This is a genomic window from Pantoea deleyi, assembly GCF_022647325.1.
GTDB classification, from domain to species: domain Bacteria; phylum Pseudomonadota; class Gammaproteobacteria; order Enterobacterales; family Enterobacteriaceae; genus Pantoea; species Pantoea deleyi.
In genome coordinates, this window is the sequence record NZ_CP071405.1 from 2,021,023 (window position 1) to 2,035,969 (window position 14,947).

Sequence of the window (14,947 nt, forward strand, 5' to 3'; positions counted from 1 at the left end):
GTCGTTCAGGCACTGGCCGGTGGCTGGAGCTGATAAACCCAGGCGGTCAGCGCCTGGTTTTCCGCCGTCTGCACGCGAACCTTTACGCGGTCATAGCCATCTTCGAAGGCATCCAGCAACGGCCAGTGAGCTTCCAGCTGGTCGGAGATAAAGAGATAACCCGGCACGTCGGGGCCGTTTTCGTCCAGGATGATGCCGGGAAAATCGGCCGCCGCACCCCAGCCACGCGGGTAATATGTGCCGCTCACCGAACCGGCCAGCCATTCGCCGCCAATCTTTTCCAGGATATGGGCGTTCTCGCGGCCCGGACAGAGCGTGCCATAGACAAATAAGCGCTTCATTTTCTCTCATCAAACAAACTGTCGGAGCCAGCAACTTTAACGTGCCTGAAACCGGATGTCATGCAGCCACCGGTATTTTCCGTTCCGGCCCGAAAACAGGGGGCTGAAATGGCGCATTCTGATGAATTCCGGGGGCAGTGGGCCACACAATGGCCTCAGAATTCGCGTAGCGTTGCCATTTTCGGGTGTGCGCGGCACCATCCAGAGCAGGATCCGGGTTTGTCGCTGTCGGCCGGAACCGAAACGGACGGGACGGGAATCCGTAGCAGCAACGCGACTCATCAGGCGTGCGCGCAGGTCAGCGCCTCAGGCTCAGCGCGGGAAAACCTGCGGGTCTGCATAACAGCGGACATCGGCAGAGGCGCGAACGCGGGAAGACGTCGGCGCATTTTTCTGTTTCATCCACAGAACATACGAAAACCGAAGATGTCGGTGCAGCGTTGTGAAGGTGCAGCCGTTCAGCAGCGGAGGCAATAACTGAATGCGCGGCGTTGAAAGTTCGTCAGTGAATCAGTGCATTCAGCAGCGGAGTCCGTAACCGAAAGCGTGGCGCTGAAAGTTCGTCAGTGAATCAGTGCATTCAGCAGCGGAGGCCATAACCGAATGCGTGGCGTTGAAAGCGCGTCAGTGAATCAGTGCATCCGGCACAGCAGACGTGGCTGCGGGCAGGCGAGCAGCAAAAATCTGTCAGAACCGTGGCGGCGGACTGGCGCATTGCGTAAAACAGAAAGTCAGAGGTTTAACGGGCGCATCGGGATAAACTGTGAAGCCATCAGCGAAAACGGGCCGAAGCGAGGAACGGCTCGGCCGTCAGGGTCAAAAGGCCGTTTTCAGCGAAATTCAGGGGTTCAGCGATGTCCGGCCATCATAATCTTTAAGAGCGCATAATGTATATTATGTTAAATAAGGTCTCAGAACAGGTCATCGGGTTACCGGTTAGCCTGCTCTGCTGTTCCCTGCCGCGTCATTCGTTCTCTTTCGTCATTAAGGCGATAACCACACTGGTCGCCATCATCCTGAATCTGCCATCGCTATAATCAGGTGCGGGCAATTAACCCACGCTGCCCGGCCGATAAATAAATCCCCGCGACAACCGTCTGCGGGGATTTACACTCAGACTTTTGCTGCGCGTCTCTTCCGGAACCAGAACGCGATCAATATCAGCGCGACCACCGCTGCACCCATGCCGAGGCGTGCCAGGAGCTTCAGCGGCGACGTGTCACCGCCCGCCCGCAGCACCCTGACTCTCTCCGGGGTGATCTGCACCTGACTGTGACCCATATCCTGCATCACGTAGTTAGTCACGTCGGCGATCTGCTCGTCGTTCAGTGAACCGGCAAACCCGATCATGCCCTGACCTTTTTCCGGCCAGATGCCATCCAGAATGGCCATCGCCACGTTATCCGCCACGGGCTTATTCAGCACGGGATGATTCTGCAGTGCCGGCAGTCCGTTCTGACCCTGGCCCGATAAGTTATGGCAGGACGCGCAGTTATCCCGATAGATCTGTTCACCCTGGCTGAGCGCCGCCAGCGTCGGCGGCAGATCGTCACCGGTGACCGGCTGCAATCGCCTGACATCCGGCGTTTTCGGGGCGGCCGCGTCGGCGGGCAGCAGATACGTGGCGATCGCCTGACGATCCTCGTCCGTCATGCGCGAGAAACTTTTGTCAATCGCCTCCCGCATCGGGCCGCCTGCCGTGGCGCCGTTGGCCGCATGACCGGTCAACAGATATTCAGCCAGCATCTGCTGCGTCCAGTGCGGTTTCCCCGCCAGGGCCGGCGCCGTAATATCCGGCGCGTACCAGGTACCGAGCGACGCGCCCTTCAGTAACTGACTCTGCTGTTCCGCCATCAGCAGATTGCGCGGCGTATGACAGGTGCTGCAGTGCGCCAGCCCCTGAACCAGATAGGCACCGCGGTTCCAGGCCGCACTCTGCGTGGGATCGGGCTGATAAACCTTGTCGTCGGCGAACAGCAGATCCCAGACCGCCATACTGATGCGCAGATTAAACGGGAATGGCAGCGCCGTCTGCGGTGGCCGCTCATCCACCGGTTTTACGCCCTGCATAAAGTAGGCATAGAGCGCCGAGATATCCTCATCGGTGAGCCTGGCGTAGGCAGTGTAAGGCATCGCCGGATAGAGACGGCTGCCGTCGGCCCGGATCCCTTTACGCAGCGCTGCCGCGAACTCGGCTTCCGTGTAGTGACCGATACCGGCCTGTTTCGACGGCGTGATATTGGTGCTGAAGATGGTGCCGAGCGGACTGACGATGGCGTGACCGCCGCTGAAAGGCGCTTTGCCCTCCTCCGTATGGCAGGCGCCACAGTCACCCGCGATCGCCAGATACTCACCGCGCCGGATCAGCTCATTCTGATCGGCCGACTGCGCCTGGGCTGAGGCGGCCAGTAAGGTGCCCGCAGTCAGTAAAGCGTGCCAGAATTTAACCATGTTGCGTCTCCTGCAGGATTTTGTCTGCCGTGCGCAGCGCCAGTGCCATCGCCGTCAGCGTGACATTGCAGGTGCCGACCGTCGGCATCACCCCGGTGCCGACCATAAACAGATTCTGATGGTCGTGCGCCCGCCCCCATTCATCGGTCACGCTGGTTGCCGGGTCGCGGCCCATTGAGAGCGTGCCGGTAATATGCTGACGGTTGGAGAATTTGCCGGTCTTGCTGTGCCGGATGTTGGTCGCACCCAGCCGTTTCGCGATGGCGTCGTAACACTCACGCGTTCTGGCCGTGCCTCTGACCACGTAATCATCAATATTCCAGTAAAGCGACGGCGTCGGCAGACCCAGCGCATCTTTGTTGCCGCTCAGGGTCACGCGATTCGCGGGATCGGGTAACTGCTCCAGCGCATTTTTAATGCTGAGACGCCGGGCCGCGCGGAAGCGGATTTCGTCCTGCAGTTTTTTGCCGAAGTAGCCCTCTGCCAGCACCTCTTTGGTTACCGCCGCGACCTGCGACGCATTAGAGATGTCAATGCGGAACGGCGAGTGCTCGCGCCGGAAATCGCCATCGCGGAACTGACCTATCGAGCACGGGCTGACCGGCCCGCGGCCCGGCCAGATCTCCTCATCCACATCGAAAGTGACGCTTATCGCCGGGTGATCGCAGAGGTTTCGGCCCACGTTGTCACGGGCGTTGGCGATACCCTGCGGGAAGGTATCGCTGACGGACATCAGCAGCAGCTTCGGGGTTTCGATCGCGTTGGCGGCCAGCACAAAGGTCTCTGCCGTCACCCGATGGCTGACTTTGTTCCAGTCGTAATAGCGGGCCGCCGTGATCCGCCCCTGTGCATCATGCTCCAGCTGATAAACCACGGCCTGGGTGATGACCTGCACCCCGCTATCTTCTGCCTGCTGCGCCGCGAGTCCGCCGTGATACTGGGCGTCGATCGGGCAAACCGGCATACAGTTATTGTTGCCGCAGCAGGCGGGACGGCCGTCGAAGCTTCGGCTGTTTCGCCCGGTGCAGTCATCCAGCACCGTAAAATCGGGGGCCAGGCGCGCGGTTACCCGCTGCTGCAGCCAGGAAGCCGGAACGCGCTCCATTGGAAATGGCTTGCTGCGGGGCGAACCGTTGTCTAGTGAACCGCCGACACCCGCGATCGCCTCGGCCTGGTAGTAGTACTCTTCCAGCTCCTGATAGCCGATCGGCCAGTCTTTGCCGACGCCATACAGGCTGTGCTGACGGAAATCGTTAGGCACGAAGCGCCAGAGCTGCGCCGCCCAGTGCCAGCTTGTGCCGCCAAAGATACGGATATATTGCGCGGCAAACGGATGCGGCCCCGCCTGATGCAGATAATCGTTAGGCTCCGGCGTGTAACGCGGCTGCGGGGCCAGCGGTGAAAACGGATACGGCGACATAAAGTCCGACTTAAATGCGGAGGCGCGAAACCGTTCGACCAGCTCGTCGCGGCCGACTCTGGGGCCGGACTCCAGTAACAGTACACGCTTGCCGGCGTTGGCCAGTCGCGTAGCCAGCAGCGAACCGTTGACGCCCGCGCCAATCACGACCACGTCGGGGGAAGTTTGTTTATTCATGGATGGCAGAACTCTCTTCGTCAGGGCTGTTTCGCCCAGCTTCCTACAGGGCCGTATGCAAAACCGGGCGGCACAACTTTGTCACTGACCAGCTGGCTGGAAAGCGTGTTCACATAGGTGACATACAGGGCAGACTTGCCCTTGCCAACGACGCCGGTGTACCAGCCGCTGAGAATGGCCTTCGCCAGCGCCTCGCTGGCGGCGTCTTCCGGCGCAAACGTCAGGCGCGCCTGTTGCAACAGGCCGGGCTGATTCTGCAGCAGCGCGTTCAGCGTCGTAAGATCACGGGCAAATGCATTGTGGGTCTGGGTGAGCGCCAGCATCAGCGCGTGAGCCAGGGCCGGGCTGAGATCGTCCTGCTGGGTGAGCAGTCGGGAGACATGGATAAAATCATCCAGTCCGGTTAGCGGTGCCTGAGGCTGGGCCGCACTGAGCCGCGGCAGTGGCAGCAGATGACCGGAGGCCGTAGCGACAGCGACCAGCCCGATCATCTTCAGCGCGCGACGGCGGGAATAGTGATTCATAGTGTTGTCCAGTCAATCGTCGCTCGCGCGTCTGCGAGCAACAAAGTCAATCGAATGCGCCTGTGGTTGCCAGCAATAATAGAGCAGCGCCCTGTCGGTTAAATAAAGCCGCGACCAGGAGACAATGCTGGCTGATTATTTAATTGCGCACCGTTATTTAATTTAAACGATCGTCATTCTGCGCGCGGCGAGTATATTAAATAGTTCTTAAACAGCAGCTATACCGTCCCGCTGCGTTGCCAGCCGCCCTCTTCTTTCCCCCGTCAGCCGGGGTTCGGGACGTCCGTTCAGCGCCGCGCGGCGTTATTCAGATTATCAGGAGATTATTGATCCGCTTCAATGCGTGGCGTAAAAACAGGCACGGAAATAAAGTAGAAAAATGGAATGGATATTTACCGCAGATAGCACGAAAGCGTTATTGACATAAATTCTGGCGAAAGAGGATCTTATTTCATCGAGAGGCATTGAGGCGCCCGGCGGGCATTGATTGAGGATGCCGGAAGGCGGCGACTCTTCCTTCCGGCCGGTTTCACTGGCAGAGAGGCCGCCGCCAGGCGATGAGCGTTACCGGGCCTGCCCCTGCGCTTTGTTCAGCGCATCCTGCAGCATCGATTCCGTCGCGCCGCCCGGAAAAATCGTGACGTTCTCAGCGGTTGCGCCCGAAAGAGGCATCACGACGATGCCCGGCGTACCCTGAAAACCGAGATTTTTCGCCAGCTCATCCGTACCGGACAGGGTATCCAGCATCGCCTGACTTCTGGCTTTCAGTTTTGCGGCCCCGGCGACGGACGCCGCGCGGCTGATGTCTTTCTGTGTCAGTGCGCCCTCGATATGGCCGGTGGCAAAAAGCGCATCGTGGTATTTCAGATAGGCATCGGCCCCCTTCTGTTGCCAGATAGTCAGGCCCGTTTCGGCTGCCTGGAAGGAGGCCTTCCAGCGATAGCCGAAGATGGGCCATTCTCTGAAAATAAACCGGGTCTGTGGATGACTTTTCATCAGCGACTGCATAATCGGAGCCTGACGGGCGCAGACGCTGCACTGATAATCGAAAAATTCAATCACTGCGACGCGGGCATCGGCGGGTCCGACGACCGGGTTGTTCTGATCGTTAAGCAGCGCGCTCTGGTGATGGATGACGGCGGCGGTCATCGCGTTGATCTGATTGTCGTACTGCATTTTTTGCAGCTTCTGATCCACTTCAATCAGCAGTTCCGGATGCTGAAGCAGATAGGCTTTTGCCACTTCACCAATACGCGCTTCCTGTTCAGGCGTAAACGGTGCGGCGGCGGTAACCGAGGGCGTCGGGGCGCTGGCTGATGGGGTATCAGCGTCCGTTTTCTGCTGCGCGTCAGGGGTTAAAGAAGGCGTTTCAGGTTTTTCTGCCGCAGACGGCGTTACCGCCACCGGGGCAGCGGAATCCGACGCCCCGCTCTCCGTTTGAGGTTGTGGAACCGCTGAAGCCGGCGCTTTCTGCGGTGCGGAATGCGTGCCAGCAGCCTTGAGGGATGTCTCTGCGTTCTGCGCAGCAGGAGCAGTGGTCATTGATGGCTGCGTGGCGGCATCCGACGGAATGGCGTCAGGCTGCCGACCACTGTCGGAGGGCGGCGCGGTAGCGGCAACCGATGCGGAGCCGTCGGAGGCGTGGCCGGAAGATGGCGCGGCCGTTACCGGCGCTGGCACCCCCGGCGTCGCCGCCAGACTGGACGAAGAAGATTGTGCAGCCGGGTCGGCGGAGACGACAGGCAGATCCGCAGAGTGCGATTCCGTCCTGCTCTGCGCCCCGCTATCCGGTGATGAAATCGCAGCAGGCCCGTCCGGTTTTACGGCCTGAGCCGCCGGGTCGCCCGCCTGCTCTGCTGCCAGAGCGCCGGTCGCACCAGCCAGTAACATTATGGCCAGCGCCAGTTTATTCATTCTCATGCTTGTCGTCCTGAAGAGGTTATCTTTCGCGTGATGTCGGCCCGCCGCGCCTGCCTGTCTGCCTCAGCGCTCCTGTCGCCTCAGCAGGCAATAACCCGCTGTGCTGCACCAGCAGAGAGTAATCACGTAGCGCGCTGCGCTGGCGTGGCCGCGCGGGTTGACTATATTCATCACGCCAGCGGTTAACTTATTGACTCAAATCATATAAATCAGTGTTAACATCTCACCGCCCCGCTTTTTCTGACAGGATTGAGCGGTCGTTTACGTTGCTGACCCGTCTTAACCGCAGCGTGCCGGACTGAGGTAACAGTAGGTCATTTGTATGATGTAACTAAAACCCAGGACGCCTCCGGCTCTCAGAAATTTCACATTTCCCGCCGATAAATACCCCTTTGCCATCAGAGACCTTACCCTTTCCTCACTGTCACCCAACGAGTCAATAAAAGGAAACATTGATGAAAACGTCACATGCTCTGATTGCCACTTTACTGATGATCTCTGGCGCATCCGCTATCGCCGCGCAGCCTGCCGCCGCGAAAAATCCCCTGAGCGTCCACGTCCTGAACCTGCAGACCGGCCAGCCTACGGCGGGAATCGAGGTTGAGCTGGATCAAAAGCAGCAGGATAACTGGGTGAAGCTGGCTTCCGGCGTCACGGATAACAACGGTCGCATCAGCGCCCTCTTCCCGCAGGATAAAATGGCCAGCGCAGGCAGCTACCGCGTCGTGTTCAAAACCGGTGACTTCTACAAAAAGAGCAACCAGAAAACCTTCTTCCCGGAAATCCCGGTGGAGTTCAACATGGACGCCAACGGCGAGCACTACCACATTCCGTTACTGCTGAGCCCCTTCGGCTACTCGACTTATCGCGGTAACTGATCGCGTTTCATCCGGCACTCAGGTGCCGGATTCCCCTCTCCCGCGACCGTTGCCGTATAAAAGGCCACCAGCCTGTCGATAAATCGCCGCAGCCGCTGAGTGACACGCCGGTTTTGCGCATAGATCTTGCGGATAAGGGCTGCGGGATTACCCCCTCTCTTGCCGTCACTTCCCGACATCGCTACGCAGCGGACTGCGAGGATGCTGGCGAAGCGCATTGAAGCCGGTATCGGTATCTTGCGGGCCGTGCAGACGCCGCCGCAATCCCACTGTCCTGACCGCAGGAATGTGCGCCGTCATAAAATGTCACGTTGCATTCCCCCCGACTCTGCCAATCCCCCGCTATAGTTATTGCCTGTCACGTCAGTCATAACACCATGGAGATAACATGAGCCAACTTTTTTCCACTGTCTCGCTGGGCGAACTTACGCTGGATAACCGCATCGTTATTGCGCCGATGTGCCAGTACTCCGCTGAAGCGGGCAATGCGACCGCCTGGCACCGGATCCATCTTGGCCAGCTCTCCTTTTCCGGCGCAGGCCTGATGATTATCGAAGCCACGGCCGTCGAGGACATTGGCCGCATCTCTCCCGGCGATCTCGGTCTGTGGAATGATGACAACGAGGCCGCGCTGAAGACGGTGCTCGACGATGTGCGTCGCTACTCCTCGATTCCGATCGGTATTCAGCTGGGTCATGCGGGACGCAAGGCGTCCTGTGCGGTGCCGTGGGAAGGCGGCAAACAGATCGCGCCCGAGGCGGGCGGCTGGCAGACCATCGCCCCATCCGATCTGAGCTACAGCGCGGATGAGGTCAAACCGCTGGCCATGAGCCGTGACGATCTGGCGCGAGTCACGCAGGCCTTTGTCGACAGCGCCCTGCGCGCCGTGCGTCTGGGTTTCCAGCTTATCGAGGTTCACGCCGCACACGGCTATCTGCTGCATCAGTTCCTGTCGCCGCTGTCCAATCAGCGCAGTGATGAATATGGCGGTTCGCTGGAGAACCGTATGCGCTTCCCGCTGGAAGTCTTTAAAGCCGTCCGTGACGCCGTTCCCGCTTCGGTGCCGGTGGGCGTGCGCATCTCTGCCACGGACTGGGTGGAAGGCGGCTGGGAGATTAAGCAGTCCATCGCCTTCTCGCGTGAGCTGGAAACGCTGCAGTGTGCCTATATCCATGTCTCCAGTGGCGGCCTGTCGGAAGATCAGAAAATTGATGTCGGCCCGAATTATCAGGTGCCGTTTGCCCGGGATATCCGTGAGCAGGTGTCGGTTCCGGTGATCGCGGTTGGTCTGATCACTGAGCCACAGCAGGCAGAGGATGTGCTGCAGCAGGGTGAAGCGGACCTGGTCGCCCTGGCGCGTGGCATCCTCTACGATCCGCGCTGGCCGTGGCACGCCGCCGCCGCGCTGGATGGCAAAGTTCAGGTGCCGCCGCAGTATCTGCGCTCTGAACCGCACGATGTGAAAGGCATCCTGACGCAGGATCAGTAAGCCTCAACGGGCGGACCGCCTGCACAGCGGTCTGCCCGGATTAGCCTTATAAAAAACCTTTCAGACGCAGATGCTGCAGCAGCATGATGGTCTTCGCATCCACAATCTCCCCCTGATCGATCGCCCGTAACGCCTGATCGAAATCCAGCTCCAGCACGTCGATATCTTCACCCTCCTGCTCGATGCCGCTGCGCTGCCGCTCATCATATTCGGCGATAAAGAAGCAGAGCTTTTCCGTGACGGAGCCGGGGCTCATTAAGCCTCAAACACTTTCTCTACCCGGGTAACACGAAAACCAGTCTCCTCTTCCGCCTCGGCCACGATGTGGGTCTCCGGTGAGGCGTTATCCAGCAGGCCCGCCGCCGCTTCAATCAGAAAACCGTCACGGCCGTTCAGGAACACGGGAAAACGAAACTGGCGGGTATCCGGGTTGTAAAGCAGGATCACCGCGCCGTTACCCCGATGGCAGGCCGCGCCGCAGAAACCATCGTGCTGGCGTCGGCCGAGAAGCTGAACGCCGCCTCCGCCTTTGCCATTGGCGATCTGTCGCTGGCGAGCACGCTGGTCACAGAGTGCGCGCCGGACGCGGCGCTGAGCCGGGCGCTGCATCAGCAGGGGGTGACGATCATCTGAGATCGTAACAGGCCTGCAGCGCCAGAAACGGCGCGGTAAGCGGCCGCTGCGCGGCAGGAAACGGCTGTGCGACCGGCGTCATTGAGCTTTGTGCCAGCGCTACCGCTACGGCACCCTGCTGATAAGCCTGCTCCGCCGCCGTGGCAAGCAGCGAGAAATAGCGGGTGATCTCCCCCGCTTTAAACGCGGCCCAGGCATTCTCCACCAGCACGACCTCAACCTGAGCGCCAGGCGGACAGAAGAGCGCCCGCGTCGCCGCCAGGGTGGATTCTGCGGCGCAGAGCGCTACCGTGGGGCCGGCATAACGTTGCAGCGCGCTGGCCAGCATCGCATCCGTTCGCATCACGCGATCCTGCGGGCGGAAATCGTCGGCGACCGGGCCCAGCGTCGAGCAGGTAATGAGGATGGCATCGAACGACGGCAGCAGCGAGCCGATCAGCTGCGCAAGACGGTGGCGCAGCGGTGTCGTCATCCCGCCGCTGCGCTCCGCCTCCGCCAGCAGTTCAGGCATCACCAGATGGCTCAGCGGCGTTGCGCTCTGCGCCAGGGTCGTGGCGGCCGCATCAAATATCGCGATATTGCTGGCCGCCGTATGCAGGCAAAGAATGTTCAGATTGTGCTCCGGTTGATCAGAGAGGTTGAGAGGGCCAGGCGGCGTGCTGTATCACGACACGATAACCGTCGCGGTCACTGAATGTCACGCCCTGTCGATCCCAGTACGGGTTAAACGCAGGCACCCGCCGGAAACCCGCCTCATCCATGCGGGCACACCGTTCGCGCCACTCCGCGTGACAGGGAAGATAGAGCACCAGCAGATCGTCTGCGGTGGGCGCAGGCAGAAGCGGGTGTTCCGGACAGTGGGTAAATTCCAGATGCCAGCCCAGCCCGTCCGCCCCCAGCATAACGCCGCTGAAACCCTGATGACCGGTAAAGCCGCCGATATTCTGCAGTCCCAGCCCGTGACACCAGACCCGGCTGCTCCGCGCCAGGTCCGTCACCGGTCGGGCAATACGCAGATGCTGAATCGTCATAACGCGCCTCCGTGAAAAAAAGAACTCTTTATCACACGTCGTTCCCGGCGCCGTGTCACCGGGTGCGGTAGCCGCTGCCTGGTGCTTTTTTGCAAGCGGATGTGAATGTTATCTGTGGGGTTATCCGCGCCGTCCTCCCCCTGCAGAGGCGCTGACGCTGCGCCCGTCCTGCCCTGCCCGCCCATCGGTTTCAGCGGCTTACCGCTCGTCACGCTAAACGCATTCCTGCCGTGGTCATCTACACTTTCCGGTATTCAAATGGCGATGCCCCGTGCATGGCCCGGCTATAAAAGGAAGAAACGATGACTGAACAAGCAACCCAGAACCACGCCTGGCTTCTCGCTTCACGCCCTCAGGGTGAACCGACCAAAGAGAATTTCCGCCATGTGGCGCAGCCCGTGCCGGAAATCAAAGGGGGTGAAGTGCTGCTGAAGACCATTTACCTCTCTCTGGACCCCTATATGCGTGGCCGGATGGATGAGGGTAAATCCTATGCTGCGCCCGCCGAGCTGGATCAGCCCATGGTCGGCGGTACCGTCTGTCAGGTCGCGGCCTCTAAGCACAGCGACTTCAAGACCGGCGACTGGGTGCTGTCACAGAGTGGCTGGCAGGAGTATGCCGTCTCCGATGGCAAAGAGATCGCAAAACTGGGCAACGATCTGCCGCATCCCTCCTGGGCGCTGGGCATTCTCGGGATGCCGGGCTTCACCGCCTACATGGGCCTGATGGATATCGGCCAGCCCAAGGCCGGGGAAACCCTGGTGGTGGCCGCCGCAACCGGCCCGGTCGGTGCCACGGTTGGTCAGTTGGGTAAGCAGAAAGGCTGTCGCGTAGTCGGTGTGGCCGGCGGTGAAGAGAAATGCCGTTATGCGGTCGATACCCTGGGCTTTGATGCCTGCATCGATCACCACAGCGCCGATTTCGAAGAGCAGCTGAAAAATGCCTGCCCGGACGGAATTGATATCTATTTTGAAAACGTGGGCGGCAAAGTGTTTGACGCGGTGTTCCCGCTGCTGAATACCGCCGCGCGCGTGCCGGTCTGCGGGCTGGTCTCCGCGTACAGCCAGCGTGAGCTGCCGGAAGGCCCGGACAGAACCTCACTGATCATGGCGGGTATTCTGAAGCGCCGTATTCGTATGCAGGGCTTTATCATCTTCCAGGATTACGGTGACCGTTATCCGGAGTTCCTGAAGGCGATGACGCCGCTGGTGGAGAACAGGAAAATTCACTACCGCGAGCATATGATTGAAGGCTTAGAGAATGCGCCGCAGGCGTTTATCGATATGCTGAACGGTAAAAACTTCGGTAAGACCGTGGTGAACGTCGGCGCCTGATCACAGAAGCGTGCCGCGTCGGTGACGTGGCACGCCTGAGATCGTTACTGCGGCGGCCGGGAGACATGTTCGGCGGCCGCACGATTCGCATCACTGACCGCCTCCGCCAGCGTCGCGCCACCGCTCAGGCGCTGACACAGCACCCCGACAAAACAGTCCCCTGCGCCGTGGGTACTCACCAGCGTCACCTTCTCTGCCGGCAACGTCCGGGTCTCTCCTGATTCACTGTACGCCACCCCATGTTCGCCAGCGGTCACTACCACGCGGGCAAACCGGCTGGCCAGCGCGTCGGCCGCTGCGCGCGCCGAGGGCAGATCCTGCACGCTTATCCCGCACATATCGCGCGCCTCGATAGCGTTCACCACCAGCAGGTCGATACAGGCTGCAAAGTCCGCCGACAAATCGCGGGCTGGGGCGGCATTCACGCAGACGCCAATCCCCCGCTGCCGTGCAGCACGGGCGGCGCTGAGATTGACCGCCTCCGGCACCTCGTTCTGCAGCACCAGCAGCGAAACGTCCTGCCAGAAGTCGGGCTGCGCAAAGGTCGTCAGCGGGATCTGCTGATTGGCATTGGAGACCACCACCGCGCCGTAATCCCCTTCGGCGTCGGTAATGGCGACGCTCATCCCGGAGGGCGACGCGGGGATTACGCTGACCGCCGTGATCTCCACGCCCGCCTGCTGCAGATGATCCCGCAGGAACTGTCCCTGCGCGTCGTCACCCACGGCACCGGCGAAACGGACCGAAGCCCCCGCGTGCGCGGCAGCGACCGCCTGATTACCGCCCTTGCCGCCAAACTTATAGCGACAGGCGCTGCCCATCACCGTTTCGCCTTTTTCAGGGCGATGAGGCGCATCCAGCATAATGTCGTAATGAAGACTGCCGGTGACTGCAATTTTGCTCATAGTTAGAATTCCCGCAGATCCTGAACCGCATGCTGGGTTTTCATCAGGTTCTTCTCCGCCCGCTTCAGATCTTTCTTGGCGATAGCGACAAACAGCGCATCCAGAATATTGAGCTGGGCGATGCGTGACGCGGCGTTTTCACCCAGCAGATGCGATCCCTGAGAGGTTGAATTGAGGACCACATGGGCGTTCTGCGCGATCGGGGATTCGGCGTAGTTGGTGATGGCGATAACCTTCGCGCCATTCTTTCCCGCCAGCCTGACCGGATCGTTCACCGCACGTGTGGCACCCGAATGACTGATGGCGATAACCACATCGTCGTCAGATAACACGGCGGCGGACATCAGCATGATATGGGCGTCGTCATAGACGGTCGTTTTGATGCCGATCTTCAGCATCTTGTGCGACAGATCCCGCGCCACGGCGGCGGAACCGCCCACGGCGTAGAGATCGATATGACGCGCTTTAAAGATGATGTCTGCCGCACGATTGAATTCAGAGACGTCCAGAATCGATAGGGTCTCTTCGATCGCCTGGATAGAGGTTCTGAACACTTTGGTCAGCAGCTGCTCCGACGAATCATCCGGCTCAATTTCCGCATGCAGGCCCGCCACTTCAGACTGGTTGTAGTAGATCAGACCACTTCTGAAATGCCTGAAGCCGGTGAAGTTAAGCTTTTTGGTTATCTTCACAATCATCGCTTCAGAGACATTATTCTCCTGCGCAATCTCCTTTAATGAAGACTGCTCGGTAATGTCGGTGCGGGCCATGATCGCCTCAGCGACCCGCCGTTCTAACGGCGTCAGCTGGGGCAAACGCATGCGAATCTGAGCGCCAATGGCTCGCGGATCTTGCTTCATTACTTGCCTCGGGTCGCCCGGTCAATCAACATCGCTATGATAATAATAAGGCCGGTAGCGAGCAATTGGTAAAAGGCCTGAATGTTCAGTAAGGTCAGACCGTTACGTAATACGCCCAGGATGACCACACCGATCAGCGTGCCGAAGATGCTGCCCTTGCCGCCCATCAGCGAGGCCCCACCGATGGCCGCCGCCGCGATAGCGTCCAGCTCCCAGAGGTTACCGATGGTCGGCTCCGCCGCGCCGAGACGACCGATCAGGATCAGCGAAGCGAGCGACGCCAGCAGGCCGGAGAGAACATAGACGGTGACCTTGGTGCGCTTCACCGGCACCCCGGCAACCCGCGCCGCCTCTTCGTTGCCGCCGATGGCCAGAATATACTCCCCCAGCGGGGTCTTGTTCATCACCGTCCAGAGCAGCAGCGCAATCACCGCCACAATCACAATCGGTGTCGGGATCCCCAGGAGGTCGCTGTTAATCAGGCTGCGAAACGTCAGCGGGATCCCGAAGATGGGATTGCCGCCGGTGTAAATCAGCGCAATGGCCCGGAACAGCGAGAGGCCGCCCAGCGTCACGATAAACGGCTGCAGGCCGGCATAGGCAATCAGCGTGCCGCTGAAGAGTCCGCACAGCGCGCCGACCCCCAGCGTCGCGAGGATCGCCAGCGGCACCGGCACGCCCGACGCCATCAGCGTTGCGCCCAGCACCGCCGAGAGCGCCGCCGCCGGACCGACCGAGAGGTCAATCCCGCCTGAGATGATGACCATTGTCATCCCCAGCGCAATCAGGGCGTTAATGGAGGACTGCTGCAGGATGTTCAGCAGATTGGGCACGGTAAAAAAGACCGGCGACAGAAACGAAAATGTCACCATGATAATAAACAGGCCAATCAGGGTGCCCGCATCGCGCAGATTAAACTTAAGCCGCAGTGCAGGTCGGGTGCCTGGCCCGGTGGAGGTCTGGGTCGTCATAATTATCACCTTA

The 14,947-nt window shown here is 60.1% G+C and carries 13 protein-coding genes and 2 pseudogenes; 4 read left to right on the plus strand and 11 right to left on the minus strand.

Annotation, left to right across the window (positions count from 1 at the left end; translation table 11 throughout):
* Positions 1-5: 5 nt before the first annotated feature.
* The 5 genes from J1C59_RS09490 to J1C59_RS09510 form a co-directional block, all read right to left on the minus strand.
* Complete coding sequence (locus J1C59_RS09490) at positions 6-341, minus strand: gamma-glutamylcyclotransferase family protein (protein ID WP_128085471.1); 336 nt, start codon at positions 339-341, stop codon at positions 6-8.
* Positions 342-1,454: 1,113 nt separating this feature from the next.
* Complete coding sequence (locus J1C59_RS09495) at positions 1,455-2,792, minus strand: cytochrome c (RefSeq protein ID WP_128085470.1); 1,338 nt, start codon at positions 2,790-2,792, stop codon at positions 1,455-1,457.
* Positions 2,785-4,389 (minus strand): GMC family oxidoreductase, encoded by a 1,605-nt coding sequence (locus J1C59_RS09500; protein WP_128085469.1) that lies wholly within the window; start codon positions 4,387-4,389, stop codon positions 2,785-2,787. Before J1C59_RS09500 ends, J1C59_RS09495 begins: the two co-directional genes overlap by 8 nt.
* Before the next feature lie 20 nt (positions 4,390-4,409).
* A complete protein-coding gene (locus J1C59_RS09505; RefSeq protein WP_128085468.1) occupies positions 4,410-4,913 on the minus strand; it encodes a sugar dehydrogenase complex small subunit in 504 nt (167 codons plus the stop codon).
* A 564-nt stretch (positions 4,914-5,477) separates the two neighbouring features.
* Positions 5,478-6,833: a thioredoxin domain-containing protein gene (locus tag J1C59_RS09510; RefSeq protein ID WP_242281314.1), complete on the minus strand. Its 1,356-nt coding sequence runs from the start codon at positions 6,831-6,833 to the stop codon at positions 5,478-5,480.
* Positions 6,834-7,288: 455 nt separating this feature from the next.
* Between J1C59_RS09510 and uraH the strand changes: the two genes are divergently transcribed.
* Together uraH and J1C59_RS09520 are read left to right on the plus strand one after the other, a co-directional pair.
* Positions 7,289-7,711 (plus strand): hydroxyisourate hydrolase, encoded by a 423-nt coding sequence (uraH, locus tag J1C59_RS09515; RefSeq protein ID WP_128085465.1) that lies wholly within the window; start codon positions 7,289-7,291, stop codon positions 7,709-7,711.
* A 388-nt stretch (positions 7,712-8,099) separates the two neighbouring features.
* On the plus strand, positions 8,100-9,200 hold the full coding sequence (locus J1C59_RS09520) for an NADH:flavin oxidoreductase/NADH oxidase (RefSeq protein ID WP_128085463.1): 1,101 nt from the start codon (positions 8,100-8,102) through the stop codon (positions 9,198-9,200).
* Between the two features lie 46 nt (positions 9,201-9,246).
* Here the strand turns inward: J1C59_RS09520 and J1C59_RS09525 are convergent.
* Positions 9,247-9,671 (minus strand): annotated as a pseudogene (locus J1C59_RS09525) (GDP-mannose pyrophosphatase); the annotation flags it as partial.
* Between J1C59_RS09525 and J1C59_RS09530 the strand changes: the two are divergent.
* Positions 9,663-9,833 (plus strand): annotated as a pseudogene (locus J1C59_RS09530) (DeoR family transcriptional regulator); the annotation flags it as partial. The pseudogenes J1C59_RS09525 and J1C59_RS09530 overlap by 9 nt on opposite strands.
* Here J1C59_RS09530 and J1C59_RS09535 read toward each other — a convergent pair.
* A complete protein-coding gene (locus J1C59_RS09535; RefSeq protein WP_128085482.1) occupies positions 9,826-10,344 on the minus strand; it encodes a glutamate racemase in 519 nt (172 codons plus the stop codon). The pseudogene J1C59_RS09530 and the gene J1C59_RS09535 sit on opposite strands and share 8 nt — an antisense overlap.
* Before the next feature lie 118 nt (positions 10,345-10,462).
* Positions 10,463-10,864, minus strand: a complete 402-nt coding sequence (locus tag J1C59_RS09540) for a VOC family protein (RefSeq protein ID WP_128085462.1) — start codon at positions 10,862-10,864, stop codon at positions 10,463-10,465.
* Between the two features lie 302 nt (positions 10,865-11,166).
* Between J1C59_RS09540 and J1C59_RS09545 the strand changes: the two genes are divergently transcribed.
* Positions 11,167-12,198 carry an NADP-dependent oxidoreductase gene (locus J1C59_RS09545; RefSeq protein ID WP_128085461.1) on the plus strand — a complete coding sequence of 344 codons (1,032 nt, stop codon included), beginning with the start codon at positions 11,167-11,169 and terminating at the stop codon, positions 12,196-12,198.
* Between the two features lie 44 nt (positions 12,199-12,242).
* Here J1C59_RS09545 and J1C59_RS09550 read toward each other — a convergent pair whose 3' ends face one another.
* Genes J1C59_RS09550 through J1C59_RS09560 form a run of 3 tightly spaced genes read right to left on the minus strand, consistent with a single transcriptional unit; the run spans position 12,243 to position 14,934 of the window.
* Positions 12,243-13,103: a PfkB family carbohydrate kinase gene (locus J1C59_RS09550; RefSeq protein WP_140917235.1), complete on the minus strand. Its 861-nt coding sequence runs from the start codon at positions 13,101-13,103 to the stop codon at positions 12,243-12,245.
* Between the two features lie 2 nt (positions 13,104-13,105).
* Positions 13,106-13,963 (minus strand): MurR/RpiR family transcriptional regulator, encoded by an 858-nt coding sequence (locus J1C59_RS09555; protein WP_111140371.1) that lies wholly within the window; start codon positions 13,961-13,963, stop codon positions 13,106-13,108.
* Positions 13,963-14,934: an ABC transporter permease gene (locus J1C59_RS09560; protein ID WP_111140370.1), complete on the minus strand. Its 972-nt coding sequence runs from the start codon at positions 14,932-14,934 to the stop codon at positions 13,963-13,965. The genes J1C59_RS09555 and J1C59_RS09560 overlap by 1 nt, the downstream gene beginning before the upstream one ends.
* Between the last annotated feature and the right edge of the window lie 13 nt (positions 14,935-14,947).

Excerpts from the sequence above, each read along its gene's own strand:
- J1C59_RS09490 (WP_128085471.1), bottom strand. The coding sequence starts at position 341 with ATGAAGCGCTTATTTGTCTATGGCACGCTCTGTCCGGGCCGCGAGAAC.
- J1C59_RS09495 (WP_128085470.1), bottom strand. The coding sequence starts at position 2,792 with ATGGTTAAATTCTGGCACGCTTTACTGACTGCGGGCACCTTACTGGCC.
- J1C59_RS09500 (WP_128085469.1), bottom strand. The coding sequence starts at position 4,389 with ATGAATAAACAAACTTCCCCCGACGTGGTCGTGATTGGCGCGGGCGTC.
- J1C59_RS09505 (WP_128085468.1), bottom strand. The coding sequence starts at position 4,913 with ATGAATCACTATTCCCGCCGTCGCGCGCTGAAGATGATCGGGCTGGTC.
- J1C59_RS09510 (WP_242281314.1), bottom strand. The coding sequence starts at position 6,833 with ATGAGAATGAATAAACTGGCGCTGGCCATAATGTTACTGGCTGGTGCG.
- uraH (WP_128085465.1), top strand. The coding sequence starts at position 7,289 with ATGAAAACGTCACATGCTCTGATTGCCACTTTACTGATGATCTCTGGC.
- J1C59_RS09520 (WP_128085463.1), top strand. The coding sequence starts at position 8,100 with ATGAGCCAACTTTTTTCCACTGTCTCGCTGGGCGAACTTACGCTGGAT.
- J1C59_RS09535 (WP_128085482.1), bottom strand. The coding sequence starts at position 10,344 with ATGCCTGAACTGCTGGCGGAGGCGGAGCGCAGCGGCGGGATGACGACA.
- J1C59_RS09540 (WP_128085462.1), bottom strand. The coding sequence starts at position 10,864 with ATGACGATTCAGCATCTGCGTATTGCCCGACCGGTGACGGACCTGGCG.
- J1C59_RS09545 (WP_128085461.1), top strand. The coding sequence starts at position 11,167 with ATGACTGAACAAGCAACCCAGAACCACGCCTGGCTTCTCGCTTCACGC.
- J1C59_RS09550 (WP_140917235.1), bottom strand. The coding sequence starts at position 13,103 with ATGAGCAAAATTGCAGTCACCGGCAGTCTTCATTACGACATTATGCTG.
- J1C59_RS09555 (WP_111140371.1), bottom strand. The coding sequence starts at position 13,963 with ATGAAGCAAGATCCGCGAGCCATTGGCGCTCAGATTCGCATGCGTTTG.
- J1C59_RS09560 (WP_111140370.1), bottom strand. The coding sequence starts at position 14,934 with ATGACGACCCAGACCTCCACCGGGCCAGGCACCCGACCTGCACTGCGG.